The following is a 25001-nucleotide window of genomic DNA, read 5'->3' on the forward strand; positions in this document are numbered from 1 at the left end:
GTGGCGTCCGAGGATGCGGTGGGAGTGGTGGGTGTGGACGGGCGGCTTGAGCGGGCCAATGAGCTCTATGAGCGGGCCGTTTTCGGCGGGGATGTGGCTGGGCTGGAGGCCGCCGAGCGGGAGTTGAACGGTGTGGAGGCCGATCTGGCTCTCGCACGGGGGCGGATCGTACATGCCCGGTCTCTGGACGGGCAGGGCGAGGACGCGGGCGCGGGTGAGCTGGAGCTGTTCGAGAGGGCGGCGGAGCTCTACCGGCTGGCCGGGGATGTTCGGGGTGAGGGCGAGGCGCTGCTCTGGGTGGGGATCTTCCACCAGGTCGTCCGGCGGGATGAGGCGCCGGCGGCAGCGGCTTTCGAGCGGGCCCATGAGCTGGCGGCGCAGGCCGGCGACAAGTTGACGCTCTCGTACGTCCTGCGCCACCAGGGGATCGCCGAGCACATGGCCGGGCGGCTGCCGGTGGCGCGGGAGCGGCTGGAGGAGTCCGTACGACTGCGCAGGGAGCTCGGGTTCATGGCCGGTGTGGCGGCCAATCTGGTGGGGCTGGCTTATATCGCCGTGGCCGAAGGGCGGCGTGATGACGCCGTGGCGGTGCTGGACGAGGCCGCTGAGATCGCGGAGGCCGAGAAGGCGGCGGCTGTGCTGGGGTGGGTCGAAGAGGCGCGGCGAAAGGTGTAGGTGTACGTGTAGGCGTAGGGCGGCCTCGGTGCGATGCGCCCAGCGCGAGCCCTGGTGCGGCCCCCGGGGCGGTGCGCCCGCGTGGGCGCTGGTGCGGACCCGGGGCGGTGCGCCGGTGCGGGTTCGGGGCGGGCGATGCTTCGCTGCTTCTTTTGTGGAATGTTTGCGTACGGTGGCCCTAGCGTCTGTCTGTCCCACAGGTTGTCCCGACCCAGGAAGGTCCCGCCGTGCGTAGCTCTATTTTCGGCAATCTCGACTCCCAGCAGTTGCCACCCGGCTTCGCGCTCCAGAACGGCAAGATGCTGCGCGTGCAACTGCCGCACGAAGTCCTGGCCAAGCAGGGCTCCATGGTCGCCTTCCAAGGGAAGATGGACTTCGACTACGAGGGCGGCGGGATCGGCAAGCTGCTCAAGAAGGCCGTGACGGGTGAGGGCGCGCAGCTCATGCGCGTACGCGGCGAAGGGCTGCTCTACCTCGCCGACAACGCCGACGACATTCACCTGTTCTACCTGGAGAACGAGGGCATCACCGTCAACGGGCGCAACCTGCTGGCGTTCCAGCCGCAGCTCACCTGGGACATCCAGCGCGTGCAGGGGGCCGGGATCGCGGCGGGCGGGCTGTTCAACACGACGGTCACCGGGACCGGGTGGGTGGCGGTGACCACGCATGGCACGCCGGTGCTGCTCGACGCCGCCGGCATGCCCACGTACGCCGACGGCCAGTCCGCCGTGTGCTGGAGCACCGGGCTGCGCGTCGGCGTCAACCGGACGATGAAGGTGGGGGCGTTGATCGGGCGGGGCAGCGGGGAGGCCATGCAGCTGGCGTTCAGCGGGCAGGGGTTCGTGCTGGTGCAGGCCAGCGAAGGGGCCCCTATCGTGACCCAGTCATAGGTAGACAGGCAATTAGCTAATTGCCATAATGCCTATGTGCTGGACGTCGACCTGGTCAAGGCGCTGGCCAATGACAAGCGGCTGCGGATCCTCGATTGGCTGCGCGATCCCGAGCGCCACTTCCCGCCACAGCGCGACGGCGACCTCGTACGTGACGGAGTCTGCTCGCTCTTCATCGCCGAGAAGCTCGGCGTGAGCCAGCCCACCTGCGGCGAGCACCTCAAGGTGCTCGCCAAGGCGGGCCTGATCCGCGGCAAGAGGATCAAGCAGTGGGTGTTCTACCAGCGCGACGAGGACCGGATCGCCGCGGCGAAGGAGTTGTTGAGCAGTGGCTGGTGAGCTGTACGAGCGGCTGATCGCGGACATGGACGCCGCCGGCGCCCGCTACCGGGTGATCGAGCACGCGCCGGAAGGGCGGACCGACGAGGTCAGCGCCCTGCGCGGGCACGACGTCGCGCAGGCGGCCAAGTGCCTCGTCGTGATGGTCAAGATCGGCAAGAAGCAGACCCGCCACGTGCTGGCCGTGGTGCCCGGTGACGCCCGGCTCGACCTGCAGGCGGTCAAGGCGCTGCTGGACGGCACGTACGTGGCCTTCGCCGGCAAGGACAAGGCCGAGGAGCTGGCCGGCAGCGTGAGCGGGACCGTGCTCCCGTTCAGCTACGACCCCCGGCTCGAGCTGGTCGCGGACCCGTCGCTGCTCGACCAGCCCGAGCTGTACTTCAACGCCGCCAGGCTCGACCGGTCCGTCGCGCTGGCCACCGACGACTACGTTCGGCTGGCCGAGCCGAAGCTGGCGGCCATCGCCGCCAGCTAGGAGCAGGTGGGCGTGGGGGCGGTGTTCGTGCCGCTCCACGAGGCGATGAAGCCGAACGTGGTCGAGGCCCCCGGCGCGAGCGAGCCGTTCCAGGCCACGTTGCGGACGGTCACCGCGGACCCGTTCGCGCTCAGCGTGCCGTTCCAGATCTGGCTGATCCGCTGACCGTTCGCGAACGTCCACTGCACCGTCCACGCGCTCATGGCCGCGGCGCCGGTGTTCTTGACGGTGACCTCGCCCTGGAAGCCGTCCTGCCACTGGTTGGCGTTCTTGTACGTCGCCGTGCACCCTCCCCCGGTGGTGGGGGTGACGGTGGGCGTCACGGTGGGCGTCGAGGTGGGGATTCCCGACAGGGCGTTCACCAGGGGCGGGTACCACTTGTCGGACATCTTCTGGTCACCGGTCGCGTTCGGGTGCACGCCGTCGTAGGTGTCCGTGCTCGTGCTGAACCCCGTCCACTGGTCCACCACCGTGATCGGCGACTGCTGCGTGGTGGTCGCGGCCACCCAGGCGGGGATGGCGTTGTTGAAGTTCACGGCGCGCTGGCCGCAGTCGGCGCAGGTGGACGGGTTCATGGGGATGATCTTGGCGACGAGGATCTTCATGTTGGGGTTGCTGGCGCGCATCTGGTTCACGAGCGTGGTGAACGCGCTGAGGATCGTCGCCGGCGCGATGTTGCTCCACACGTCGTTCGTGCCGAGGTGCATCAGCACGATGTCGGGTTTGGTCGCGGAGAGCCAGCCGGGCAGCTGGTTCTGATTGGCGATGTTGGTGGCCAGGAAGCCGCCGTGGCCCTCGTTGTCGCCGTCGTGCGAGACGCCGCAGCCCTGAGGCGGGAGGGTGCCGACGAAGTCGATGTTGTTGTAGCCGGTGCTCTGGAGCCGGTTCCAGAGCAGGGCCCGCCAGCAGCCCGGAGAGCCGGTGATCGAGTCGCCCAGCGGCATGATCCGGGTGGCGGCGGCACCGCTCGCCTGCGTGGTCGTGACGAATAACACCGCCGCGGCGAATGCCAGCATCGCCGCCAGCAAGGTGCTGGTCCTGCGCATCGTCTGCTCTCCCGTCGTAGCCTGCGCAGATCGTAAGGAGGGCGCCCGCGCGACGGGAAGGCGGCGGGCCAGGCACGCGGCGGCGACCTGCGCGAACGCGCGGACCGGCGTGTAACTTTCAGACCAGCCTGTGACTTTCGAACCGGCCCGTGACATTCAGACCGGCCTGTTACATTCAGACCGGCCTGTGACTTTCGAACCGGCCCGTGACATTCAGGCCCGTGACATTCAGGCCCGTGACATTCAGGCCCGGCTCCTGCGGATCACGGCGAGCGGGCAGGGGGCGTGGTGGAGCATGGCCTGGCTGATCGAGCCCATGAGCATCCCGGCGAACTGGCTGCGCCCGTGCGTGCCGACCACCAGCAGGTCCGCGCCGGCCGCCGCCTCCCGCAGCACCTCGATGGGATGACCGTGCACGATCTCCGCCACCACCTCCACGCCAGGACGCCGCTCCCGATGCCCCGCCAGCAGCTCGTCCAGCTCACGCGACCGGTCCCCCGCCCTGCCGCGGTCTGCCGGCTCGAACCCGCTCGGGTGCGGCCAGGCCCACGCGTGTACGACATGGAGATTCGCGCTGCGCAGTTCGGCCTCGGCGAACGCGAAGTCGAGCGCCCGCACGCCCCCGGGAGAGCCGTCGACCCCCACCACGATCTCGCCCCGCGGGGTCGAGGGACGAGCGCGTACCAGGACGACGTCCGTGAGCGCGTGCGCGGCCACGCCGTACGCGACGGACCCCACCAGCAGCCCGCGCACACCGCCGACGCCCCGGCTGCCGACCACCAGCAGCTCGGCGTTCTCCGAGGCCTTGACCAGGGCGGAGCGGGGATCGCCCGGAAGCAGGACGGTCTCCACCACGACCCCCGGCCGCTCCCGCAGGGCGCGGTCCCGCGCGGAGACCAGCACCGATTGCGCGCCCCCGCGCATCCACCGGCCGATCTCGGGGTAGTGTCCGCCGGTTTCCTCGCACACCCACTTCGGAACGGCGTGCGCCACGGTAAGCGGCACATGTCTCAGCGCCGCCTCCGTGGCGGCCCAGCCGGCGGCGTCGAGCCCGGTTCGGGAACCGTCGACGCCGACGATGATCATGGAACTGACTCCTCAGGCGAAGGCGTAGCACTCCACCTCGGCGCGCCGGTACGACAGTCCCGCGGAGACGGAGGAGCGAATGCACTGGCGTTCGGACTGGCTGAGCTTGAGGGTGCCGCATACGGTCACACCGGAATAGGTGCGACAGTCGAGCGTCTTGTCGAATTTGCCGATGCGGTACATCTCCTTGACCGCTCGACGGCACTTCGCCTTGCCCTGGTCGGCATAACGGCACTGGGAGATGAGGGTGTCGTACTGCTGCTGACTCACTTCCTGCTGGGCGGTACCGTCCGCAAGGGCTGCGGCGGTCACGCCGTACGTGGCCAAGGCCACGAGTCCTGCGACAGCGGCGATCTTTTTCATATTTCCCCTGATGGGGACCATACCGCCCAGGGCCCTCGTCAAACCTCGACCGCTCCCGCGAACGCGCCCGTCCTCGTGCGATCTCCCGCAGCCGGGGTAGGGCTTCGACTGAAGATTCCTTCGACCTTCTCGGAGGAGGTAGAGATGGGCACATCGGGACTCGGAAAGACGGTTCAGGACGTGATGCACCGCGGAGCGCAGTGCATCGGCGAACACGACAGCCTCCGTACGGCCTCGCAGATGATGCGTGACCTGTCGGTCGGCGCCTTGCCGATCTGCGGGGACGACGACCGGCTCAAAGGGATCATCACCGACCGCGACATCGTGATCAACTGTTGCGCCGAGGGCAAGGACATCGACCGGACCACCGCGAGCGAGTTGGCCCGCGGGCTGGTGTGGGTGGATGCCCGCAGCAGCGTCGAGGAGGCGCTGCAGAAGATGGAGCAGCACCAGATCAAGCGGCTGCCCGTGATCGAGAACCACCGGATCGTGGGCATGGTCACCGAGGCCGACCTGGCAAAGGAGCTGCCGGACAACAAGCTCGCCGAGTTCGTCCACCGCGTCTACGCGCCCGCGTGACGCGATCTATCTGATGCGAGGGGGCCCCAGAGCGGGGCCCCCTCACCATGTGAAAGCAGCGACGGATGTGCAACCTTTCGCCCCACGGGCCGCATTGGTAAGGGCGAGAGGAGAGCACATTGGATCGTCACGACGGCTTCCGCGAGTTCGTGCTCGCCCGCCAGCAAGCGCTGATGCGGACCGCGTACCTGCTCGTGGGAGACGCCCACCTCGCCGAGGACCTGTTGCAGAGCGTCTTGACCAAGATCGTTAAGCACTGGCCCAAGCTGGCCAAGGAGGGCAATCCCGAGGCTTACACCCGAAAAGCGCTGGTCAACCAGTACCTCGCCTGGCGGCGCCGTCCCCGGCCCGAGGTGCTGAGCGCCGAACCGCCCGAGCGAGGCGCCTCCTATGACGACGCCCTGCTCGACCGGATCGTGCTGCGCCAGGCGCTGGCCAAGCTGACCCGCAAGCAGCGGGCGGTGATCGTGCTGCGCTTCTGGGAGGACCTCACCGAGGCGCAGACGGCCGAGGCACTCGGCTGTTCGATCGGCAACGTCAAGAGCCAGACCCATCATGCCCTTGCCCGCCTGCGCGCGCTCGCGCCCGAGCTGGCTGACCCGTACCTGCAGGAGGTAGTTCGATGACCAGGCTGCGCGAGGCGCTGAGCGGTCTCGCGGAGGAGGCTCCGCTGGTGAGCCTGGCCGACGCGGCCATCGCCGGCCACCGGCGCAGGGAGCGCGTCACGCTGGCGGCGACCACCGTCGCGACGGTCGCGGCGCTGGTGGCGTCGATGGCGGTCGCCGTGGTGGTCTGGCCCCGTGACGCCTATCCGGCCACCCCGCAGAAGGCGGACACGGTGCCCGACCTGCCCGACGGCAAGGTGGACGCCATCCAGTACGCGTACAGGTCGCCCTGCGACGTCTCCAAGGACCAGCAGGTCACCAACTGCCGGGTCCAGAAGTGGCGGGTGGTGACCCGGGCCGGCAAGACGTACCAGGTGCCGCAGGCACTGGTCAACACCCGCAAGGGCGGTCGCGTCCCCTTCGCGATCAGCCGGGACGGGCGCAGGCTGGCCTACTACAGCCGCGAGGCCCAGGCCCACGTGGTCCGTGACCTGACGACCGGCGCCGTGACGACCTCCCCCTTCAAGGTGAAGGAGGAGCAGATCCAGATGGGCAGCCAGCTCGTCGTCTCCGACGACGGCCGGTACGTGGGCTTCGATCCGCGCGTGGGGAGCACGAAGGACACCAGCCTGCTGATCGACGTGCGCACCGGCAAGACGGTCCGGGTACCCGACACGTTCGAGATCATCAGCATCAAGGGCGGCGTCGCCGAGCTGGTCCGCTACGTCAAGACCGACATGTGGATGATGCCCGTCACCGGCGGAGGCAGGCCGGCGCGCTTCGACGGCACGTTCATCCAGTTCAGCGAGATCGCTCCGGACGGCCGCACGCTGGTCGCCCACGACTTCAAGGACCAGCACAGGACGACGCTCACCGTCCTCGACGCCAAGACCGGGCGGATCGGCCGGAAGGTGCTGATCAGCGGTCTGCCGAAGAACGCCGGCATCGGCGGCGTCTCCGTCTGGCAGAGCCCGTCCGAGGTCGTGGTCCTCAGCAGGGGCAGGACGTTCGGCACCTACGCGGTCAACATCGAGACCGGGAAGGCCAGGCACCTCACCGACCTTCCCTCGCGCCTGGAGTGGCTGGTCCTGCCCGGGACCGCCAGCGGGAAATAGCCGCAAGGGGATCGGCGGATCCTGGCCAGGTCGGTGATCACGTTCTGGACCGCCCGCGGCACGAGGCGGGTCGACGGCGATGAACCGGCCGTCGCCCAGCCCGAGCACCGAGGACATGGGCAGGTCCCGTTCGGACGAGCCCTCCTTCCTGCGCGCGCACCGAGGGTCGTCTCCCCTCAGACGGACCAGGCGCTGGATTTGCTGAATGGAGGGGGATCGGACGCCGTCAGATGCGGTCGGCGGCGATGAGCAGGTACTGGAAGCTGCCGTCCTTGTACGCGTCGAGGAACGCCTGCTCGATCCCCGTCGCGAGGTTGGTCTTGGCGCGCAGCTCCCAGTAGGGGATGGTGGCGGCGGTGAGGTCGATGACGTTGATGGGGACGAGCCGGTTGGCCGCCATCTCCCTGAAGTAGGTGCTGCGGGGATGGATGTCGCAGATGTAGTGGGCGTTGATCTGGCTGACGGCACGCGAGGGCAGGCCGTAGGCGTCGTTGTAGCATCCGGTGATGCACACGTACCGGCCGCCGCGGTTCAGCAGGCGGGCGTGGGCGGCGAACAGCAGCGAGAGCTCGACGTACATCGTGCTCTCGTTGTTCCAGATCGCCTGGAACGATCCAGGCTCGAAGCCGGTGTCGAGCATGTTGCGGAAATGGAAGCGCACCTTGTCGGACACACCGCGCTTCTCGGCCTGCTCGTTGGCGAAGGCCACCTGCGACTCGGAAATGGACACGCCGTCGACCTGGCAGCCGTGCCTGAGGTTGACCAGGAGGCTGGAGCCGCCGCGCCCCGAGCCGGCGTCCATGACCCGGTGCTCGGGCCGCAGGGCGCCGAGCTGGCCGATCAGCAGGTCGGCCTGCGCGTGTTCGAGCCGGTGCAGCTCCTCGATGACGCGTTTCTCGCGGGTGTCCTCGGGGCCTTCCAGGACCGACCAGTCCACTTCGCCGATGCCATAGTGGTGGTGGTAGATCCCGTCGACCTCGCCGAGGCGGAGGTTGACCGGGTTCTTCTCCGTGTTCCAATAGTCGGCGACGGAGTGCTGGTAGTAGGTGCTGAGGACGGGGCTGACCGTCATCGGCAGGGCTCCTTTCTCTAGGACTTGTAGCGGCTGGTGGTGTCGTGCCATTCGACGCACCCGGCCATCCATCCCTGCGCCCCGCGCAGGAACCGCTTCAGCTCGACGGACGGTACGGCGTCGAGCGCTAGCCGGCTGGCCTCGAAACCTCTGACGAAGTCGTTGTGCATGGACACGGCGCGTTCGGTCGCCTCACGGATCGAGCACCCCTCTTCTGCGGCGATCAGCAGGATCACGTTGGAGTCGGGGAGCTCGTCGGCCGCCTCCTTGGCGACGGAGTGCAGGTCGTTGACGAGGACGCTGGCGGTGCCCGCCTGCATGAGCGCAGTGTGGAACCTCCTGTCGGAAAAGAGATTGGCGGGCAGTTCGTACGCGCCCACGATGTCGATCAGCGTCATGGACGTGTAGAAGCTGTCGTGCTGCCGGGCCGCGAGGTAGCGCCACACGGGTGGCGGCGTCTCCAGGTATCGCCAGGCGGCGTAGGCGGCCCAGCTCACGTACATCTGGGAGGTGATGTTGCAGATCCGCATGACCTGCGACGGGGTGGCGTGGCGGGTGATGTGGCTGACGGACGACCTCAGAGAGACCAGGACGGGGTCGGCCTCGATCGCCTCCTCAAGCTGGCGCGTGTAGTCGCCCGCGGGCGGCGGCGGGTCCATGGCCGAGGTCACGAGGGCGAGCCTGGGCGGCAGCTCCGTCGGGGTCGCGCCCAGCTCGGTCTCGTCGGCGTAGTAGTCGTCGGCCGCCCACCAGGCGCCGTTCATCTGGGCCGCGATCAGCAGCAGGTCGGGGTCGTCGGCGTCGGGGTGGGTGAGCATGGCCAGCCGCCCGTACCCGGTCTTGTGGAACTCCTCCATGCGCCCCTCGTGCAGGCCGATCCGCTCCGCCCACGCCACCAGCCGCCGGTCCACCTCCTCGCCCAGCGCCTGGTCGTTCCGGACGGGCTCGGGGCAGTAGAGCGGCGGATAGGACCCGTCGCCCCACTGCCGCTCCCGGTAGGACAGCGGGGCGAGACTGTGGCGGTACGCGGCGCCGCGCGCCGCCTGCGCGGGGTCCACCGGAGCGGTCCTGGGAGGCTCGTGCCCGTCCCTCGCGTCGGGCCGTGGCACGGGAAGACGGTCGAAGATCGGGAGGCGCAGCGCGGAGGTGCCCAGACCGGTGGGACCTGCTGCGATCTCGGGCATGACACGCCCCTTCCTTGAGTCGAGCCGGGGTCGAGCGGTCAGGAACGGGGAGTCGCGATGTCGACGTTCTCGAGGATGCCGATCGCGTCGGGCACCAGGATCGCCACCGAGTAGTAGGCGCTGACCAGGTAGGACATCACGGCCTGGGAGTTGATGCCCATGAACCGGGCGTTCAGCCCCGGCTCGTGCTCCTCCGGGATGCCGGTCTGGTAGAGGCCGACGACGCCCTGGTCGTCCTCCCCCGTACGCAGGGCCAGGATCGAGGTGGTCTGGTGCCCGGAGATCGGGATCTTGCCGCACGGGAAGATCGGGATGCCGCGCCAGGCCGGGATCTCGTGGCCGTCCACGTCCGCGCTGCCCGGCACCAGCCCGCGCTTGTTGCACTCCCTGAAGAACGCGGCGATCGCCTTGGGGTGGGCGAGCAGCATCTTCGTCTTGCGGCGCATGCTGATCAGGTCGTCCATGTCGTCGGGGGTCGGCGGGCCCGACCAGGTGCTGATCCGCTGGTCGTACTCCGTGTTGTGCAGCAGGCCGAACTCGCGGTTGTTGAGCAGCTCCCACTCCTCGCGCTCGCGGATCTCGTGGACCGTCAGGCGCAGCTGCTGTTCGAGCTGGTTCATCGGGTCGTTGAAGAGGTCGGCCACGCGGGTGTGGACCCGCAGGACGGTCTGGGTGACGCTGAGCTCGTACTCGCGGGGCTGGATGTCGTAGTCGACGAACGTGCCGTCGATGACCGGCTCGCCCACGTGCCCCGACGCGAGCGCGACGGCCGCCTCGCCGCGGCGGTTGACCGGCTTGCGCGTCTCCTCCAGGTAGCGCACGACGTGCTCGCGCAGGGCGGGGGTGTCGCCGAGCAGCTGCTGGATCTCATGCCGCGGCGAGGCCAGGATCGTGCCGGAGCCGGCGGCCCTGACGGTGAACGGCCACAGGGGCCCCTCCTGCACGAGCGCGTCGTCGCCCAGGTGCTGACCGTCGGTGATGACGCCGAGGACCTGCGGGTCGCCGTACTTGCCGGTGGCCACCCGTTCGAGCCGGCCGTGGGCGATCACGTACGTCTCGGTGATCGGCGTGCCGGCCTGGGCGATGACCTCTCCCGCCTGGAACTCCCGCGGCGCGAACGTCGTGGCGATCGCCGCCAGCGCGTCGAGGTCGTCGATGCCGCGCAGCAGGGGGAGCTCCTGGAGCGTCTGCGGGACGATCCGCACGTCGTCCGCCCCGTTGAGCACCACGCTCACCCGGCCGCGCCCGATGTGGTGCGTCAGCCGGCGGTTGACCCGGTACGTCCCGCCGCGCACGTCGACCCAGGGCAGTCGGCGAAGGAGCCAGCGGGAGGTGATCGCCTGCATCTGCGGGCGCGTCTTGGTGGTGGTGGCCAAGTTTCGCGCGGCCCGAGTGTCCAGGCTCAACCGGGGCTCCGTCGACATTTTCCCTCGCAATCGCTCGGCGGGTCTCCACTGAACGTAGTCAGCCCACCACGCTACGTAGAGTGTCCTGATGGCTACGTACTGCTTACCCGGCCGCTCGCCCGCCGTCGATCTAGCGGCGGCGGGCGCGGGCCAGGAGCCACAGCAGGAGAGGCGCCCCCAGTACGCCGGTGACCACGCCGACCGGCAGCTCCACGTCCGGGATCAGCAGCCGCGCGACGACGTCGGCGGCCAGCACGATGAACGACCCGGCGAGCCCGGAGGCCAGCGGCGGCGGCCAGGCGGTGCGGGCCAGCCGCTGCGCGATCTGCGGCGCGGCCAGCGCCACGAACGCGACGGGACCGGCCGCCGCGGTGCCGAACGCGACCAGGGCCACGCCGGTCAGCAGCAGCGTCAGCCGCGCCGCCTGCACCGGGGCCCCGAGCACGACGGCCACCTCGTCACCGAGTTGCAGCACCCGCGTCCAGCGGCCGAGCAGGAGCGCGGCGGGCACGAGGACGGCCAGGGCGAGGGCGAGCGGCGCCACGTGGCTCCACTCGCGCGCGTTCAGGTTGCCGAACAGCCAGCCCAGCGCCTGCTGCGCCTGGAAGTCCCCGGTGGTGACCATGAGGTATTCGGTGGCGCTCGTGCACATCCACGACACGCCCACCCCGACGAGCACGATCCGGTAGCCGCTCGCGCCGCGCCGCCAGGCCAGCAGGTACGTCAGCAGCGCCACGACCACCGCGCCCGCGAAGCCGAGCACCTGGGTTCCCCCGACGCCCATGACGATCCCCGCGACGACGGCCAGGCCCGCCCCCTGCGTGACGCCGATCATGTCGGGGCTGGCGAGCGGGTTGCGCGTCATCGTCTGGAACAGCGCGCCCGACACGCCGAAGGCCACGCCCGCCAGCAGCCCGGTCAGCGCCCTGGGCAGGCGCAGCTCTCCCACGACGAACGCGGTGCCCTGGTCGCCCGCGCCGAAGAGCGCCTGGACCACCTCGCCGAGCCCGAGCGGGACCTCGCCGAGCCCGATGCCCAGGCAGAAGGCCAGGAACGCGGCCGCGGCCAGGGCCAGGCAGACCACGATGACGCGCGGGTGCAGCACCCCGGAGACGGGCGGCACGGACAGCCTGAAGGTCAGCTGGGTCATAGCTCCGCCAGGTGCTTACGGCGGGCCAGGACGACGAAGAACGGGCCGCCGATGAATGCCACCAGCAGCCCGGCCTGCACCTCGATCGGCGGCGCCACCAGCCGGCCCACGATGTCGGCCGCGATCAGCAGGCAGGGCCCGAGCAGCGCGGCCAGCGGCAGCAGCAGCCGGTGGTCGGTCTCGGAGCCGCTGTGGCGTCGACTGGGCCTGGCGACGAGCCGGGCCAGATGCGGCACGACGAGCCCGACGAAGACCACGGGTCCGATGGCCGCCACGGCGGCCCCGGTGAGCAGCATCACGGCCGCCGCCGCCCGCGCCCTGACCAGGCCCACCCTGCGGCCGAGCCCTCTGGCCACGTCGTCGCCGAGCGCGAGGCTGTTGAGGGCGGGCCCGCAGGCCAGGGCGAGCGCCGACCCGGCGAGCACGAAGGGCAGGAGCTGCGGCAGCACGTCCGGGCCCGTGCCCGACAGCGACCCCGCCGACCAGAACCGGTAGCGGCTCAGCGACTCCGGGTCGACGAGCACGAACGCGCTGGTCACCGAGCTCAGCAGGAACGTCACCGCGACCCCGGCGAGGGCCAGCTTGACCGGCGTGGTCCCGTCGCGCCCCAGCCCGGCCAGCGCGTAGACGAGGACGCTGGATACCAGCGCCCCCGCGAAGGCGAACCAGACGAATCCGGCGAGCGCCGAGATGCCCAGCACGCCGATGGACACGACGACCGCGAACGCGGCCCCCGCGCTGACGCCGAGCACGCCCGGGTCCGCGAGCGGGTTGCGGGTCAGCGCCTGCATGAGGGCGCCCGACAGGCCGAGCGCCGCCCCCGCCAGCACGCCGACCAGCGTGCGCGGCACCCGTACGGACCAGATCACGTCGAGGACGTCGCGGTCGGTCACCGTTCCGGCCAGGGCGCCCAGCACCTGGTCGGGCGGGATCTGGCGGGCGCCCAGCGAGAGCGACAGCAGGCAGAACAGGACGAGTGCCCCGACCGACAGCGCGAGGGGTCTCACGCCTTGGTCGCCGGGTCGCCGTCGGCGGCAGCGGCGAGCCGGGGCACCAACTGGTCGAGCGCGTACGGCAGGCTCAGCACGGTGACGAAGGAGACGGCGTTACCCTGGTCGGTGTTCTCCTGAAGGAAGACCTCCCGGCCCTCCTTCACCACGCCGAGCCCCTTGTAGACGCTGTCGGCGTGCAGCGTGCCCTGGTCCTTGGCGACGTCTGCGGAGCTCCAGACGATCACGCCGGTGTCGACCAGGTCGAGGCGCTCCCGGCTGATGTTCGCGCCGAACTTGTCGCCGATCGCCTGGTCGAGGCCGTCGGGCAGCTTGAACCCGAGCGAGGCGAGCATGCGGGAGCGCGGGTCCTGGCTGCCGAAGACGAAGTAGCCCTCGTAGACGGTGGCCATCAGCGCGGTCTGGCCCTGGAACTCCGGATGTTCCGCGCGCACCTTCGCGAACCGGTCCTCGACCTGCTTGACCAGCTGGTCCGCCTCGGCGGCGCGGCCGACGGCGATGCCGACCTTCCTGGTGAGCTCCTCCCAGGGGATGCCGTAGTCGATGTACTCCTTGGGCTGGGCCACGGTCGGCGCGATCTTCGACAGCGTCGTGTACTGCTCCTGGGTGAGGCCCGAGTAGAGCGCCAGGATCAGGTCGGGCTTGAGTGCCGCGATCTTCTCGAGCTGAGGGCCGCTGCCGGTGTCCTTGAGCACCTGCGGGAGGGCCGCGGCGCCCAGCTTGTCCTTGGCCCAGGGGCCGATCGCGCCCGGGTAGTCGCCGATCCACGTCGTGGTCGCGACCGGGGTCACGCCCAGGGCCAGCAGGGTGTCCTGTTCGAGCAGGCCGACGGTGACGACGCGCTTGGGCGCGGCGGGGATGGTGGTCTCGCCGTACTTGTGCGCCATCTTGACGGCGGCGGCCGCGGAGGACGGGGCGGAGGACGACGACGAGGGGGCGGCGGGGGCCGTCGAGCCGCAGCCCGCGATGGTGATCAGGGCGAGTGCCACGAGGGCGAGTGCGCGGGTCATGGAAGGGCTCCTCATTCGTTGTGCTCTGCTCGGCCCTGGCGCCAGTAGCCCATGAAGGCCACCGCGCGCCGGTCCATGCCACGCTCGGCGACCAGGTATCGCCGCAGGTTCCTGATCACCGCCGCCTCGCCGGCCAGCCAGGCGTACAGCGGCTCCTTGCTCTCGCTCTCCTCTTCCGGCACCTCCCACAGCTCGTCCACGTCGACGTCCACGTCGACGAACGTGTCCGGCACCGGCAGCGGCGGCAGCAGCCGGCCGGCGGCCGAGCGCAGGGCCGGCTCCAGCAGGGCGCCGCGCCCGGCGCCGTTCCTGGCCAGCCACTCGATCTTCACCTGGCTGGCCGTGCGGATCTCCAGGAAGTCCTGCTCGCAGGGCACCTCCATGAGCGCCGTGCCCGCGAAGCCGTCGGGGAGCCGTTCGAGGATGGAGCAGATCGCGGGCACCGCCGTCTCGTCGCCGGCGATCAGCACCGTGCTGGTGCCGTCCGGCGGCTGGAAGACCACGTTCCCGTGCGGTTCGGGGTGCCGCGCGTCGCCGCCGAACAGCACCGCGACGTCGTCGGGCCGCACCGCCTGCGCCCATTGCGCGACCGGCCCGTCGCCGCCCGGGTGCATGACCACGTCGACGTCGACCTCGCGCTCGTCCTGCCTGACCAGCCTGGCCGTGTACGTGCGGATCGGGTTGCGCTTGCCGTCCTCCAGCGCGCGCCACCTCGGGAACCAGTCGGGGCCGTAGGGCAGATGGGTGAGGCCGTGGTCGGCAAGGGGCAGGATGAGCTTGATCCGCTGGTCGTAGCCGTTGTCGGCGAATAAGCCCAGATCCTCACCGGTGAAGGTCACCCGGAGGAACGATGGGCTCAACCGTTCCAATCTGGCCACGCGCACGTCGAACATGCGATAGGGCTCCACCAACGCCAGCCTCCCACACTACCTTTAGGTGAGGCTAACCTAACTCATCACGATCGCGAGCGCCACGCCCGCCCACATCCCGGTCAGCGGCGCAGGAACTCGCGCAGGTGAGCGAGCAGGGCCTCGGGGCGCTCCTCGGCGATGAAGTGCCCGCACTCGGGGATCTCGGCTGCCGTGACGTCGTCCGCGTAGGCCCGCCAGATCTCCTCCGACGGCAGCCGCGCGGGCAGCCCCACCGACCCCCACAGGGCCAGCACGGGCATGGTCAGGCGGCGGCCCGCGGCGGCGTCCTCGTCGTCGAGCGCGAGGTCGCGCTCGTGCGCCCGGTAGTCGTCGAACCCGGCGCGCAGGGCCCCCGGCCGGCTGAACGCCCGGACGTAGACGTCGACCGCCTCGGCGGGCAGGCCGTGCCGGTTGTACGTCCAGCGCTCGAAGAAGTACTCCAGATAGCCCCGGACGTCCTGCCCCACCAGGCGCTCGGGCAGGTCGGGCTGCAGGTGGAAGAGCCAGTGCCAATAGCCCGCGGCCACGGACGCGTCCAGGCGGCGGAACATCTCGCGCGTGGGGACGATGTCCAGCACCGCGACCTTGCCGATCTGGTCGGGGCGGTCGAGCCCCCAGCGGTGGGCCACCCGGGCGCCGCGATCGTGCCCGACGACCGCGGCCCGCCCGAAGCCGAGCCCGTCCACCAGCTCCGCCATGTCCGCGGCCATCCGCCGCTTGTCGTAGCCGGCGACCGGCTTGTCGCTCAGCCCGTATCCGCGCAGGTCGGGCGCCACCACCGTGAACTCGGCCGCCAGCGGCTCGATGATGTGCCGCCAGCAGTGACCGGTCTGCGGCCAGCCGTGCAGCAGCACCACCAACGGCCCGTCACCGGCCCGCGTGTAGTGCAACCGGATGCCGTCCACCTGCGCAACGCCCGTCGTCTCCATGGCCTCAGTAGATCATGGGACGATCCCGTGACCCCACAAAGCACGAAAAATAGGGGCATTGACGAAAAATCCTTACATGGTACTCATAGATCGAGTCGGAAAGTTTCAGGCCCCCCACCGAGACCGTCCAGAGCTCACCTGAGGAGGACGCGCATGGCGCGCACCCAGACCCCCGACACCCCCATCGACTTGTACGCCGCGGTCCAAGGAGAGGTCTCCTGGTTCTGCTGCGGCACCGCCTGGGGACCGTGCAGCACCACAGGCAAGGGCGCCTGCGGCACCTGCAACTCCGGCAGCCTCCAGCACGCGTGGCCCAACACCTCCGACGCCTGCTGGGCCATCACCCACCCCGACACCTGCGGCTTCAACCTCTCGCGCAGGACCTGCGGCTTCCAGCACCGCACCACGAACCTGTGCAGCGGCGTCAGCGTCGTCACCTCCATCGCCGACTGCGGCCCGCAGACCGACCTGTTCTGCGGAGAGCGCAGCTGCTGCGGCTCGACCTGCGCCACCGACCGGATCATCGACCTCACGCCCGCGGCGTACAGCAAGATCGCCAGCCTCTCCACCGGCCTGCGTCCCTGCTCGATCGACGCGGCATGAGGGGGCGACGATGACCAGCAGAAGAGACATGCTCAAGTCCGCCCTGCTCGGCGGCGGCGCCACGGTCGTGGCCGCGAGCGCGATGGGTTCGCTCGGCCCCGAGGCGGCCTTCGCCGGCACCGCGCTCGACGTCGACCCGGGCGCCCCCGACCCCAACTTCGCCGAGGGCCGGATCCGTTCGATCAAGGACAACACGCTGCTCGTCCTCGGCTCGAACATGGTCATCCACAACATCAAGGTCGTGGACGGCACGAGCCTGTGGAAGCTCGGGCCCGTGGCGTTCGACGCGGCCAAGCCCGGCGACGGCCTGTACGCCCGCGGCGTGCGGATGCCGGACGGCACCCTCGCCGCCGAGTCGGTCTGGCTCAACATCGTCAACATCAAGGGCCACATCAAGAACATCACCGACCAGACCATCCACCTCGACCACAACGGCAAAGAGGTGCTGTGCCACGTCGTGGCCGGCAAGTCGGTCGCGATCCACTCCGAGGCGCCGCCCACCTCGGACCTGTCGATGCTGAAGGTCGCCCAGCACGTGCAGATCCTCGGCGCCTGGCGGCCTGACACGAACGAGGTCGACATCGCCACCGTCTTCTCCCCGCACTAGCAAGGAGCCTGAGCATGCACGGGATCGCCGCGACGCAGCCGTACGTGATCGCCCTGTTCCTCGCCTGGGCGGGCCTGATGAAGCTGTTCAGCCGGCGGATGCGGGCGCGGGCGGGGCAGACCGCCCTGGCCCGGCTGGTCGGCGCGACGCGCGCGGTCCCGGCGCTCCGGCTCGTCGGAGTGGCCGAGCTCGCGGTGGCCGCCGTCCTGCTGCTGCCGCCCGTCTCGCCGTGGATGGGCCCGGTCACTGCGCTGCTCGCCGCGCTGCTCTCCGCCGGGTTCCTGGCGTATCTCACCTATTCGTACGTGGCCGCGCCCACCGCGTCGTGCGGCTGCCTCGGCGCCCACTCCAAGCCGGTGGACGTGCGGGCCTTCGCCCGCGCGGGGCTCCTGCTGGCCGCGAGCCTGCTGGCCGTCCCGGCGGACCCGGGCCCGCCGCTGGTGGCGCTCGGCCTGGCCGAGGCCGTGGCCCTGATGGCGCTCTCCGCGGAGCTGGACCGCTACTGGCTCACCCCCTTGCGGCGCCTGCGCGTACGGCTGCGCGCCCCGCTCGCCGTGCCCCCGTCGGAGGACGTCCCGCTGGGCGCCTCGCTGCACCTGCTCTACCACAGCCCCGCGTACTGCTCGGCGTCCGCGCAGATCACCTCCGACGTCCAGGACACCTGGGACGAGGACGGCCTGCGGTTCGTCGTCTTCGGGGCCCGCGAGCGCACGGCGGTCTTCGCCATCCCCCTCGCCGGGAACGACCCCACGGCCGTCCTGGTCACCCTCGTGGCGGCCTGACCGGCGCACCGATCATCCGAGGTACAAGGCCCCCTGGCACCTCCCGTGCCCGTCCGCGCGGGGACGGGCACGGGTGCCGTCAGGCCAGGGCCACGGGGCCGCGAGGGGTGTCGAGCACCGCCCGCAACGCCGCCTCGGGCCCCTTCGAGACCTCCAACTCCGCGCCGACCGCGGCCAGCTCGCGCCGGAGCGCGTCGGGGTCGGGGTGGGTGGCCGTGAAGGAGGCCAGGCGCAGTTGCGGCAGCCCGGAGGCGGCCGGGTGCGCGGTCCGGCCCCAGTCGATGAGGAACGGCACCGGGTTGATCGCCGCCGGATCGGCCCACCTGGTGAGACGCCATTCCAGCAGCGTCCCCGCGGGGGTGCGGCGCGAGAGGGGCTGGACCTCGCCGGGGTCGACGCCGAGCTCGCGGGCCCGCCGTACCGTCTCGTCGATGTCGTCGGGCCGCACCGCCCACCCGGCCAGCCGGGGCGCGGTGAGGGTCTCCAGGCCGAACGCGCGTGGCCGCGCGCCCGGCACCGCCGGATCCGGGCCGATGATCTCCAGGTACGCGCCCGCGCCCAGGCCGACCAGGTAGTTGGCGGTGCCGCCCGGGTGGCTTCCACCCGGCACCGGGGTCACCCCGGTGACTTCGGCGAACGCGATGACGCCCGCGGCCAGGTCGGGCACCGCGTAGACGAGGTGGTCGAGCTCCGCCGTCATGACGCGGCCTCCTCCGTGGGTTCGCCGAGCGAGAGCATGAGCCGGTTGGCCCAGTTGAAGAACGCCGCCGCGTGGATGACGTCGCTGATCGCCAGATCGTCGAGCCCGGCCGCCCGCAGCGCCGCCACGTGGTTCGCGGTGAACTCGGCCGGGGTGGCGGCCAGGGCCACCGAGGCGTCGACGATCGCCTGCCACTCGCCGTCCTGGGGCGCGTTGACCCCCTCGTCGAGCAGCCGGTCCACGTCGTCGGCCCGCTTGGAGTAGTGGGCGGCGAAGCGGGCGTGCACCGAGGCGCAGAACACGCACCCGTTGCGGCGCGAGGTCGCCGTCGCCGCCAGCTCGCGCTCCGCCCGCGGCAACCCGCCGTCGGCGTTGTAGAAGATGTCGTTGTCGGTCTTCGTCCTGGCCTGCAGGATCGCCGGGTCCCTGGCCAGGAGCAGGAAGTACGCGACTTCGCGCGCGCCTTGTCGACCAGCGCCTCGTAGTGCTCGTCGGTCAGCTCGTCCGTGGCCAGGGGCGTCAGCCAGGGCTCCCACCCGAGCTGCTCCCGCGTGAACGCCGGTCGGGTCATGAGGTCGCTCCGTTCTGCAGGTGACGCAGCCCGGCCACCACGCGGATCTGGAAGGTGAGGAAGGCGACGAGCTGCGACAGCGTCACGACGCCCGTGGTGCTCCAGCCCGCCCCGGCCAGCGCGTCCAGGGACTCCCGGCCGGCCTCCCTGGGCCGGAACACGAGCAGGTGAGCGTGCTCGAACGCGGCGGCGAGCCGTACGCCCAGGTCGGCCGGGCGGTGGGCCCGATAGCGCAGCCCTTCGTCGCTCTCGGCCGACAGCGGGCCCTCGCCCGGATAGACCCCGTACGGGCCGGTCGTGGCCCCGGCCGAGACCTCCGACTCGACGGCCTTGAGCAGCCCGGGCGAGAGCTCGGCCAGCCGGTCGGCGTAGAAACGCGCGATGCCGGGGTCATGGTGCAGCCCGGCCACGAAGGCGGCGATCGCGTCCCGCTCGACGAGCGTGATCTCCTGCTCCGTCTCGGGGCTGAACAGCGCGTCGTAGCTGCGCTGGGCGTGCTCGCGGGCGGCGGGCCGGCGGGCGCGCAGCCGGTCGAGCGGCGAGCCGGGCTGGATGCCCGCCAGGTGGTCGATGACGTCAGCGATCATGTGGAGCTCAATTCTGCGGAGGGAACCCAGCCGAGCGCGGGCGCGACCTCGGTCGCCAGCAACTCGATCGAGCGGAGGACGAGGGGGTGCGGCGGGTCCACCGAGTGCACCTGGAGGACCAGGTCGGTGACCCGTTCGAGGGTCGGGTCCGCCTTGAGGCTCTCGATGACGTCCTGCGGCGTCCCCACGTGCACGTCGAACGCGGCGATGCGCCGGTCGAGGTCGCTGTCCGGCAGCTCGAACGGCAGCCGCCCGCGCCCGAGCCCGAGTTCGGCGTAGCGCAGCGCCTCGGCCCGGCTGTCGGCCACGAACGCGGTCCGGGAGGCCATGATCCGCGGGGCGGTGCCGGGCGGCAGGTGTTCGAGGTAGGCGTCCACGATGGGCCGCTGGATCTGGGCCAGCGTGGCCTGCGGGTCGTCGGCCGGGCGGGGCTGCGTGCGCGAGAGCATGAGCCCGTGGCCCGCCCGCCCGGCACGTACGCCGCCGCCGACCGAGAACGTCGCCTGCCAGACCGCCTCCAGCAGCCTGGGCGCGGGCGGGTAGAGCCGGTTGCCGGCCCCGAGGTCGCCCCCTGACCAGGCGTTGAGCAGCACGTCGAGGTTGCCCGCGTAGACGGCCGAGCGCTCCGCGCTGTCGTGCCCGAACGGCGCGAACGACGAGGGCGTGCCGCCGCTGCCCACGCCGACCTCCAGCCGCCCGCCGGTGAGCAGGTCGAGCACGGCGGTGTCCTCGGCGACCCGCACCGGCTGCTCCAGCGGGAGCGTGATGATCCCGGTGCCGAGCCTGATGCGGCTGGTGCGGGCGGCCACGTGGGCGAGGAACACCAGCGGCGCGGGCAGGCCGCCCTCCGCGCCGTCGAAGTGGTGCTGGGCGACCCAGGCGGTGTCGAACCCGTACGCCTCGGCGTGCGCGATCTGCTCGGCGGCCAGCCGGTAGCGCTCGCCCGCGGGCACGTCGTCCAGCAGCCGCGTGAAGAAGCCGAGCCTCATATCGCCGGCTCCGGGATGGCGGCCAGCAGCTCGCGGGTGTATTCGTGCCGGGGGTCGGTGAAGACCCGCCGGGTCGTTCCTGATTCCACGATTCTTCCCTTGTTCATGACGGAGACGGTGTGCGAGATCTGCCGCACCACCGCCAGGTCGTGCGAGATGAAGAGGTAGGTCAGCCCCAGGTCGCGCTGGAGCTGTTCGAGCAGGTCGAGGATCTGCGCCTGCACGGTGACGTCGAGGGCGGAGACGGCCTCGTCGAGCACGACCACCTCGGGCCCGGCCGCCAGCGCGCGGGCGACGGCCACCCGCTGCCGCTGGCCGCCGGACAGCTCGCGCGGCCTGCGGGTGAGCACGTCCCGCGGCAGCGCCACCCGGTCCAGCAGGTCGAGCACGCGGGCCCGCCGCTCGGCCCGGTCCCCGAGCCGGAAGTTACGCAACGGCTCCTCCACGATGTCGCCGACCGGCTGCCGGGGGTCCAGCGAGCCGTACGGGTTCTGGTGGACGAGCTGTACGTGCCGGCGGAACCCGCGGCCCTCCCCCGCCCCGGCGATGGTCACCGTTCCCGAGGTGGGCTCGGCGAACCGCACCACCATCCGGGCCGTGGTCGTCTTGCCCGAGCCGGACTCGCCCACCAGCGCGTGCGTGGTGCCGCGGGCCACCTCGAACGAGACCCCGTCCACCGCCCGGAACCCCTTGAACTCCTTGACCAGGTCGCGCACCACGATCGCGGGCTCGCTCTCGGGAGGAGGGTCGCGGAAGGGGGACGCCGACAGCGACGGGGCGTCGTCGAGCAGGCGTCGGGTGTAGTCGGCGGCCGGGGACGCCAGCACCTCCGCCGTCCGGCCCTGCTCCTCGATCCGGCCGGCCTTCATGACGACCAGCCGGTCGGAGCGGGCGGCGGCCACGCCCAGGTCGTGGGTCACCAGCAGCAGCGCGGTGCCGGACTCCGCGCGCAGGTCGTCGATGAGGTCCAGGATGCGCCGCTGCACGGTGACGTCCAGGGCGCTGGTGGGCTCGTCGGCGATGATCAGGCGGGGTTCGAGCGCGATCGCGATGGCGATGAGCACGCGCTGGCGCATGCCGCCGGACAGCTCGTGCGGGTACTGGCGGGCCCGTGCCTCGGGGTCCGGCAGACCGACGCGGGCCAGCAGGTCGACGACCCGGCTGCGCACGGCCCGACGGTCGCCGCGCTTGTGGATGCGCAGCACCTCGGCGATCTGCGCGCCGACGGTCTTGACCGGGTCCAGCGAACTGGCCGGGTCCTGGGGGATCAGGCCGATCTGCGCGCCGCGTACCGACTCCATGCGCTTCGGCGACCAGGACGCCAGGTCGGCGTCGCCCAGCAGGATCCGGCCCGCGTCCACGGCGCCGTTCGAGGGGAGCAGGCCGATGACGGCGTGCGCGGTGGTGGACTTGCCCGATCCCGACTCGCCGACGACGGCGACGACCTCGCCGGGCTCCACGGTGAAGGAGACGCCCTCGATCGCGCGCCTGCCGTCGTAGGAGACGGCCAGGTCCCGGACCTCCAGCAGACTCATCCGTGCCTCCCTGCTGAACGCGGGCTCATCCGTGCCTCCCTGCTGAACGCGGGCTCATCCGTGCCTCCCTGCTGAACGCGGACTCATCCGTGCCTCCCTGCTGAACGCGGGCTCATCCGTGCCTCCCGATCGAGCGGCTGATGCGGCCGGCGGCGAGCACCACCACGACCACGACCGAGCCGGGCAGCGTGGTCAGCCACCACGACGTCGCCAGGTAGTTGCGCCCCTCCGAGATGAGCAGGCCCCACTCGGGCGTGGGCGGCTCGGCGCCGTACCCGAGGAAGCCGAGCGTCGAGATGGCCAGGATGGCCATCCCGAACTGCAGCGCCGCGAGCGCGATGACCGGGCCGAGCGAGTTGGGCAGCACGTGCCGCCACAGCACGGCCAGGAACCGGCCGCCGCTGCCGAACGCGGCCTCCACGTAGTCGGTGCGCCGCACCCGGACCACCTCCGAGCGCGACAGCCTGGCGAAGGACGCGACCGAGCCCACGCCCACCGCGATGGCCACGTTCACGGTGCCGGGGCCGAGCAGGATGATCACGGTCAGGGCCAGGAGCAGGCCGGGCACCGACAGCAGCACGTCGACGATCCGCATGACGGCCTCGTCCAGCACTCCGCCGACCGACCCGGCCAGCAGTCCGAGCAGCGTGCCCAGCACCAGGCCCACCGCCACGGCCACGAACGCGCCCGACAGCGAGTGCACGGACCCGTGCACCACCCGCGCGAACAGGTCGCGGCCCACCGCGTCGGTGCCGAACAGGTGGTACGAGCTCGGCGCCTGGAGCTTCTCGGCCGGGACGCCGGCGATCGGGTCGTACCCGGTGAACACGCCGGGCACGACCGCCCAGAGCACGGCCAGGCCGATCACCGCCCACGCGAGCGCCGGCCCGCCCCGGCGCTTCACGCGGCCGCCTTGAGACGCGGGTCGAGGACCGGGAACAGCACGTCCACCACCAGGTTGACCAGCACGAACACCGCCGCCGCGAGCACCACGATCGCCAGCATCACCGGCGTGTCCTGCGCGTTGACGGCCTGCTCGGTCAGCCGCCCGATGCCTGCGCGCCCGAAGACCGTCTCGGTCACGACCGACCCGGCGATCCGCCGAAGACGGGCTGCCCGCCGCTCTTCGCCGTCTGGGCAGCTCCGCCACCGCCACAGGCGCCGAGAAGCCCCACGACGGCGAGCATCGCGGTGCTCGCCACGGCTGTGGTGCGCAGTCTGGAGGTTGACATGAGGGATCTGCCCTTCGTTGTACGGGAGCCATCGGCGCAAACCACTATAACCTACCTATAAAGCATGAAATAGCGTAAAGCGACCCCCTTGGGGTGCTGCGCGGGCTAGGAGGAGGCCACGATGTCGGCGAGGGTGATCTCCCCCAGCAGGGCGTCCTCATGGCTGCGCAACTGGGCCCAGATCGCGGCCAGCGGCGCGGCGGCCTTCGGGAAGGGCCGGGTCGCCTGCTCCACGCCCTCGGTGACGCGGATGATGTCGGCCAGGGCGATCTCCTTGGCCGGGCGGGCGAGCCAGTAGCCCCCGTCGGGGCCGCGCTGGCTGTGGATGAGACCGGCCCTGCGGAGCTGGAGCAGGATGTTGTCGCAGAAGCGACGCGGGATCTCCTGGCTGGCGGCGATCCATTCCGCGTGCACCGGGCCGTCCGCCACGGCCAGGGCCAGCATGGCGCCGAGAGCGTACTGGGTACGGGCAGAGATTCTCATAGGCATCAATGCGTCGGGCTCGGCTCCCCCGCGGGAAGCCGAGCCGTCGCGCGTGGCCTCAGGCGGAGGCCGTCTCCTCCTCCGCCGCCGTACGGGCCCGCAGCTCGGACTCGACCGCTTCGACCGACTCGTTGGCCTTGTCGCGGCGGTACTCGCGGACCGACCAGGCGATGGCGGCCGCCCAGATGATCGCGATGACGATGTACGCGACCGTCTGGACGCCGCCGGAGGCCTTGATCCAGTCGCTGCGCAGCAGGCTGCGCACGTTGGTCAGCACGATGACGCCGCCCACGGCCGAGCCGAGGATGCGCGGCGGGATGTGCCGCACGAGCCACGCGGCGATCGGCGCGGCGATGACCCCGCCGAGCAGCAGCACGGCCACCCAGGCGAAGTTGATGTTCTCGGAGCCGATGCCGACGAAGAAGCCGACGCTGGCGGCGATGGCGACGAGGAACTCGCTCGCGTCGACCGAGCCGACCACCTTGCGCGGGGCCAGGCGGCCGCTGGCCAGGATGGCGGGGGTGCCGACGGGACCCCAGCCGCCACCGCCGGTGGCGTCGACGAAGCCGGCCACCAGGCCGAGAGGGGCGAGGAAGCGCCTGCGCAGCGGCTTGCCCAGGTTGCCGCGCGGCAGCCCGAAGGCGGTGAAGCGGATGAGGATGTAGACGCCGAGGCTGAGCAGGATGAGCGACATGACCGGGGCGGCGACCTCGGTCGAGAGGCTGGACAGGAACGTCGCGCCGGCGAAGGCGCCGACCGCTCCCGGGATGCCGATCTTGGCGACGACCTTCCAGTCGACGTTGCCGAAGCGCCAGTGGGAGATGCCCGAGGCGAGAGTGGTGCCGATCTCCGCGAGGTGGACGGTCGCCGAGGCGGCCGCCGCGTTGGTGCCGATGGCCAGCAGAAGCGTGGTCGACGTCACGCCGTAGGCCATGCCCAGGCTTCCGTCGACGAGCTGGGCCGCGAGACCGACCAGCCCGAGCAGTATGAGCGCTCGCACAACCGCCCCTTTCCTATTTTTCCTACTATACAAGTAGGATTAAGGATTTATTAGTTTCAAGATCGAG

General features: G+C 71.0%; 30 protein-coding genes. 10 read left to right on the top strand and 20 right to left on the bottom strand.

Annotated elements, in window-relative coordinates:
* From ACIBQ1_RS14260 to ACIBQ1_RS14275, 4 genes are all read left to right on the top strand, one after another.
* Complete coding sequence (locus tag ACIBQ1_RS14260; RefSeq protein WP_397277439.1) at positions 1 to 675, top strand: hypothetical protein; 675 nt, start codon at positions 1 to 3, stop codon at positions 673 to 675.
* 227 nt (positions 676 to 902) lie between these two features.
* Positions 903 to 1565 (top strand): AIM24 family protein, encoded by a 663-nt coding sequence (locus ACIBQ1_RS14265; protein ID WP_397277441.1) that lies wholly within the window; start codon positions 903 to 905, stop codon positions 1563 to 1565.
* Positions 1566 to 1601: 36 nt separating this feature from the next.
* Complete coding sequence (locus ACIBQ1_RS14270) at positions 1602 to 1904, top strand: ArsR/SmtB family transcription factor (RefSeq protein WP_397277442.1); 303 nt, start codon at positions 1602 to 1604, stop codon at positions 1902 to 1904.
* On the top strand, positions 1894 to 2379 hold the full coding sequence (locus ACIBQ1_RS14275; protein ID WP_397277444.1) for a YbaK/prolyl-tRNA synthetase associated domain-containing protein: 486 nt from the start codon (positions 1894 to 1896) through the stop codon (positions 2377 to 2379). The genes ACIBQ1_RS14270 and ACIBQ1_RS14275 overlap by 11 nt, the downstream gene beginning before the upstream one ends.
* Here the strand turns inward: ACIBQ1_RS14275 and ACIBQ1_RS14280 are convergent.
* From ACIBQ1_RS14280 to ACIBQ1_RS14290, 3 genes are all read right to left on the bottom strand, one after another.
* On the bottom strand, positions 2376 to 3425 hold the full coding sequence (locus tag ACIBQ1_RS14280; RefSeq protein WP_397277446.1) for a cellulose binding domain-containing protein: 1050 nt from the start codon (positions 3423 to 3425) through the stop codon (positions 2376 to 2378). The genes ACIBQ1_RS14275 and ACIBQ1_RS14280 overlap by 4 nt on opposite strands.
* Positions 3426 to 3668: 243 nt before the next feature.
* Complete coding sequence (locus tag ACIBQ1_RS14285) at positions 3669 to 4511, bottom strand: universal stress protein (protein WP_397277448.1); 843 nt, start codon at positions 4509 to 4511, stop codon at positions 3669 to 3671.
* 12 nt (positions 4512 to 4523) lie between these two features.
* A complete protein-coding gene (locus tag ACIBQ1_RS14290; RefSeq protein WP_397277450.1) occupies positions 4524 to 4874 on the bottom strand; it encodes a hypothetical protein in 351 nt (116 codons plus the stop codon).
* 144 nt (positions 4875 to 5018) lie between these two features.
* Here ACIBQ1_RS14290 and ACIBQ1_RS14295 point away from each other — a divergent pair, with 144 nt between their 5' ends.
* The 3 genes from ACIBQ1_RS14295 (at position 5019) to ACIBQ1_RS14305 (ending at position 7173) form a co-directional block, all read left to right on the top strand.
* Positions 5019 to 5453 carry a CBS domain-containing protein gene (locus ACIBQ1_RS14295; protein ID WP_397277452.1) on the top strand — a complete coding sequence of 145 codons (435 nt, stop codon included), beginning with the start codon at positions 5019 to 5021 and terminating at the stop codon, positions 5451 to 5453.
* A gap of 119 nt (positions 5454 to 5572) precedes the next feature.
* Complete coding sequence (locus tag ACIBQ1_RS14300) at positions 5573 to 6079, top strand: SigE family RNA polymerase sigma factor (RefSeq protein WP_397277454.1); 507 nt, start codon at positions 5573 to 5575, stop codon at positions 6077 to 6079.
* A complete protein-coding gene (locus ACIBQ1_RS14305; RefSeq protein ID WP_397277456.1) occupies positions 6076 to 7173 on the top strand; it encodes a hypothetical protein in 1098 nt (365 codons plus the stop codon). Before ACIBQ1_RS14300 ends, ACIBQ1_RS14305 begins: the two co-directional genes overlap by 4 nt.
* A gap of 226 nt (positions 7174 to 7399) precedes the next feature.
* Here ACIBQ1_RS14305 and ACIBQ1_RS14310 read toward each other — a convergent pair whose 3' ends face one another.
* The 8 genes from ACIBQ1_RS14310 to ACIBQ1_RS14345 form a co-directional block, all read right to left on the bottom strand.
* Positions 7400 to 8245, bottom strand: a complete 846-nt coding sequence (locus ACIBQ1_RS14310) for a geranyl diphosphate 2-C-methyltransferase (protein WP_397277458.1) — start codon at positions 8243 to 8245, stop codon at positions 7400 to 7402.
* Positions 8246 to 8262: 17 nt separating this feature from the next.
* On the bottom strand, positions 8263 to 9429 hold the full coding sequence (locus ACIBQ1_RS14315; protein WP_397277460.1) for a family 2 encapsulin nanocompartment cargo protein terpene cyclase: 1167 nt from the start codon (positions 9427 to 9429) through the stop codon (positions 8263 to 8265).
* Between the two features lie 38 nt (positions 9430 to 9467).
* On the bottom strand, positions 9468 to 10853 hold the full coding sequence (locus ACIBQ1_RS14320) for a family 2B encapsulin nanocompartment shell protein (protein WP_397277462.1): 1386 nt from the start codon (positions 10851 to 10853) through the stop codon (positions 9468 to 9470).
* A gap of 112 nt (positions 10854 to 10965) precedes the next feature.
* Positions 10966 to 11985, bottom strand: a complete 1020-nt coding sequence (locus ACIBQ1_RS14325) for a FecCD family ABC transporter permease (protein WP_397277465.1) — start codon at positions 11983 to 11985, stop codon at positions 10966 to 10968.
* On the bottom strand, positions 11982 to 12992 hold the full coding sequence (locus ACIBQ1_RS14330) for a FecCD family ABC transporter permease (RefSeq protein ID WP_397277466.1): 1011 nt from the start codon (positions 12990 to 12992) through the stop codon (positions 11982 to 11984). The genes ACIBQ1_RS14325 and ACIBQ1_RS14330 overlap by 4 nt, the downstream gene beginning before the upstream one ends.
* Entirely contained in the window at positions 12989 to 14005 is a 1017-nt protein-coding gene (locus tag ACIBQ1_RS14335; RefSeq protein WP_397277467.1) for an iron-siderophore ABC transporter substrate-binding protein, read from the bottom strand. The genes ACIBQ1_RS14330 and ACIBQ1_RS14335 overlap by 4 nt, the downstream gene beginning before the upstream one ends.
* A gap of 11 nt (positions 14006 to 14016) precedes the next feature.
* On the bottom strand, positions 14017 to 14898 hold the full coding sequence (locus ACIBQ1_RS14340; protein WP_397277468.1) for a siderophore-interacting protein: 882 nt from the start codon (positions 14896 to 14898) through the stop codon (positions 14017 to 14019).
* A 98-nt stretch (positions 14899 to 14996) separates the two neighbouring features.
* The gene (locus ACIBQ1_RS14345; protein WP_397277470.1) at positions 14997 to 15845 is read right to left on the bottom strand and encodes an alpha/beta fold hydrolase; all 849 of its coding nucleotides are present in this window, start codon (positions 15843 to 15845) and stop codon (positions 14997 to 14999) included.
* Positions 15846 to 15998: 153 nt separating this feature from the next.
* On the opposite strand from ACIBQ1_RS14345, the gene ACIBQ1_RS14350 reads away from it, so the two are divergent.
* Genes ACIBQ1_RS14350 through ACIBQ1_RS14360 form a run of 3 tightly spaced genes read left to right on the top strand, consistent with a single transcriptional unit; the run spans position 15999 to position 17837 of the window.
* Complete coding sequence (locus tag ACIBQ1_RS14350) at positions 15999 to 16448, top strand: hypothetical protein (RefSeq protein ID WP_397277472.1); 450 nt, start codon at positions 15999 to 16001, stop codon at positions 16446 to 16448.
* 10 nt (positions 16449 to 16458) lie between these two features.
* Positions 16459 to 17055: a cell wall protein gene (locus ACIBQ1_RS14355; RefSeq protein ID WP_397277474.1), complete on the top strand. Its 597-nt coding sequence runs from the start codon at positions 16459 to 16461 to the stop codon at positions 17053 to 17055.
* Between the two features lie 14 nt (positions 17056 to 17069).
* Positions 17070 to 17837, top strand: a complete 768-nt coding sequence (locus tag ACIBQ1_RS14360) for a MauE/DoxX family redox-associated membrane protein (RefSeq protein WP_397277475.1) — start codon at positions 17070 to 17072, stop codon at positions 17835 to 17837.
* 79 nt (positions 17838 to 17916) lie between these two features.
* On the opposite strand, the gene ACIBQ1_RS14365 is transcribed toward ACIBQ1_RS14360, so the two are convergent.
* From ACIBQ1_RS14365 to ACIBQ1_RS14405, 9 genes are all read right to left on the bottom strand, one after another.
* Positions 17917 to 18537, bottom strand: a complete 621-nt coding sequence (locus ACIBQ1_RS14365; protein WP_397277477.1) for a VOC family protein — start codon at positions 18535 to 18537, stop codon at positions 17917 to 17919.
* A complete protein-coding gene (locus ACIBQ1_RS14370; RefSeq protein WP_397277479.1) occupies positions 18534 to 19073 on the bottom strand; it encodes an alkylhydroperoxidase domain protein in 540 nt (179 codons plus the stop codon). The genes ACIBQ1_RS14365 and ACIBQ1_RS14370 overlap by 4 nt, the downstream gene beginning before the upstream one ends.
* 31 nt (positions 19074 to 19104) lie before the next feature.
* Complete coding sequence (locus ACIBQ1_RS14375; protein WP_397277480.1) at positions 19105 to 19695, bottom strand: CMD domain protein; 591 nt, start codon at positions 19693 to 19695, stop codon at positions 19105 to 19107.
* On the bottom strand, positions 19692 to 20684 hold the full coding sequence (locus ACIBQ1_RS14380) for a putative FMN-dependent luciferase-like monooxygenase (RefSeq protein ID WP_397277482.1): 993 nt from the start codon (positions 20682 to 20684) through the stop codon (positions 19692 to 19694). Before ACIBQ1_RS14380 ends, ACIBQ1_RS14375 begins: the two co-directional genes overlap by 4 nt.
* Positions 20681 to 22219, bottom strand: a complete 1539-nt coding sequence (locus tag ACIBQ1_RS14385) for a dipeptide ABC transporter ATP-binding protein (protein ID WP_397277484.1) — start codon at positions 22217 to 22219, stop codon at positions 20681 to 20683. Before ACIBQ1_RS14385 ends, ACIBQ1_RS14380 begins: the two co-directional genes overlap by 4 nt.
* A 112-nt stretch (positions 22220 to 22331) precedes the next feature.
* Positions 22332 to 23123, bottom strand: a complete 792-nt coding sequence (locus ACIBQ1_RS14390; protein WP_397277486.1) for an ABC transporter permease — start codon at positions 23121 to 23123, stop codon at positions 22332 to 22334.
* A complete protein-coding gene (locus ACIBQ1_RS14395; RefSeq protein ID WP_397277487.1) occupies positions 23120 to 23491 on the bottom strand; it encodes an ABC transporter permease subunit in 372 nt (123 codons plus the stop codon). The genes ACIBQ1_RS14390 and ACIBQ1_RS14395 overlap by 4 nt, the downstream gene beginning before the upstream one ends.
* A 65-nt stretch (positions 23492 to 23556) precedes the next feature.
* Positions 23557 to 23934 carry an RrF2 family transcriptional regulator gene (locus ACIBQ1_RS14400; protein ID WP_397277489.1) on the bottom strand — a complete coding sequence of 126 codons (378 nt, stop codon included), beginning with the start codon at positions 23932 to 23934 and terminating at the stop codon, positions 23557 to 23559.
* Positions 23935 to 23992: 58 nt separating this feature from the next.
* Positions 23993 to 24934 (bottom strand): sulfite exporter TauE/SafE family protein, encoded by a 942-nt coding sequence (locus ACIBQ1_RS14405; protein ID WP_397277490.1) that lies wholly within the window; start codon positions 24932 to 24934, stop codon positions 23993 to 23995.
* Between the last annotated feature and the right edge of the window lie 67 nt (positions 24935 to 25001).

It is taken from the genome of Nonomuraea sp. NPDC050153 (genome assembly GCF_044460125.1).
Taxonomy (GTDB): domain Bacteria; phylum Actinomycetota; class Actinomycetes; order Streptosporangiales; family Streptosporangiaceae; genus Nonomuraea.

Coding starts and splice junctions, on each gene's coding strand:
- ACIBQ1_RS14280 (WP_397277446.1), bottom strand. CDS start 3,425: ATGCGCAGGACCAGCACCTTGCTGGCGGCGATGCTGGCATTCGCCGCG.
- ACIBQ1_RS14285 (WP_397277448.1), bottom strand. CDS start 4,511: ATGATCATCGTCGGCGTCGACGGTTCCCGAACCGGGCTCGACGCCGCC.
- ACIBQ1_RS14290 (WP_397277450.1), bottom strand. CDS start 4,874: ATGAAAAAGATCGCCGCTGTCGCAGGACTCGTGGCCTTGGCCACGTAC.
- ACIBQ1_RS14295 (WP_397277452.1), top strand. CDS start 5,019: ATGGGCACATCGGGACTCGGAAAGACGGTTCAGGACGTGATGCACCGC.
- ACIBQ1_RS14305 (WP_397277456.1), top strand. CDS start 6,076: ATGACCAGGCTGCGCGAGGCGCTGAGCGGTCTCGCGGAGGAGGCTCCG.
- ACIBQ1_RS14310 (WP_397277458.1), bottom strand. CDS start 8,245: ATGACGGTCAGCCCCGTCCTCAGCACCTACTACCAGCACTCCGTCGCC.
- ACIBQ1_RS14315 (WP_397277460.1), bottom strand. CDS start 9,429: ATGCCCGAGATCGCAGCAGGTCCCACCGGTCTGGGCACCTCCGCGCTG.
- ACIBQ1_RS14320 (WP_397277462.1), bottom strand. CDS start 10,853: ATGTCGACGGAGCCCCGGTTGAGCCTGGACACTCGGGCCGCGCGAAAC.
- ACIBQ1_RS14325 (WP_397277465.1), bottom strand. CDS start 11,985: ATGACCCAGCTGACCTTCAGGCTGTCCGTGCCGCCCGTCTCCGGGGTG.
- ACIBQ1_RS14335 (WP_397277467.1), bottom strand. CDS start 14,005: ATGACCCGCGCACTCGCCCTCGTGGCACTCGCCCTGATCACCATCGCG.
- ACIBQ1_RS14340 (WP_397277468.1), bottom strand. CDS start 14,898: ATGTTCGACGTGCGCGTGGCCAGATTGGAACGGTTGAGCCCATCGTTC.
- ACIBQ1_RS14345 (WP_397277470.1), bottom strand. CDS start 15,845: ATGGAGACGACGGGCGTTGCGCAGGTGGACGGCATCCGGTTGCACTAC.
- ACIBQ1_RS14350 (WP_397277472.1), top strand. CDS start 15,999: ATGGCGCGCACCCAGACCCCCGACACCCCCATCGACTTGTACGCCGCG.
- ACIBQ1_RS14355 (WP_397277474.1), top strand. CDS start 16,459: ATGACCAGCAGAAGAGACATGCTCAAGTCCGCCCTGCTCGGCGGCGGC.
- ACIBQ1_RS14360 (WP_397277475.1), top strand. CDS start 17,070: ATGCACGGGATCGCCGCGACGCAGCCGTACGTGATCGCCCTGTTCCTC.
- ACIBQ1_RS14365 (WP_397277477.1), bottom strand. CDS start 18,537: ATGACGGCGGAGCTCGACCACCTCGTCTACGCGGTGCCCGACCTGGCC.
- ACIBQ1_RS14375 (WP_397277480.1), bottom strand. CDS start 19,695: ATGATCGCTGACGTCATCGACCACCTGGCGGGCATCCAGCCCGGCTCG.
- ACIBQ1_RS14380 (WP_397277482.1), bottom strand. CDS start 20,684: ATGAGGCTCGGCTTCTTCACGCGGCTGCTGGACGACGTGCCCGCGGGC.
- ACIBQ1_RS14385 (WP_397277484.1), bottom strand. CDS start 22,219: ATGAGTCTGCTGGAGGTCCGGGACCTGGCCGTCTCCTACGACGGCAGG.
- ACIBQ1_RS14400 (WP_397277489.1), bottom strand. CDS start 23,934: ATGAGAATCTCTGCCCGTACCCAGTACGCTCTCGGCGCCATGCTGGCC.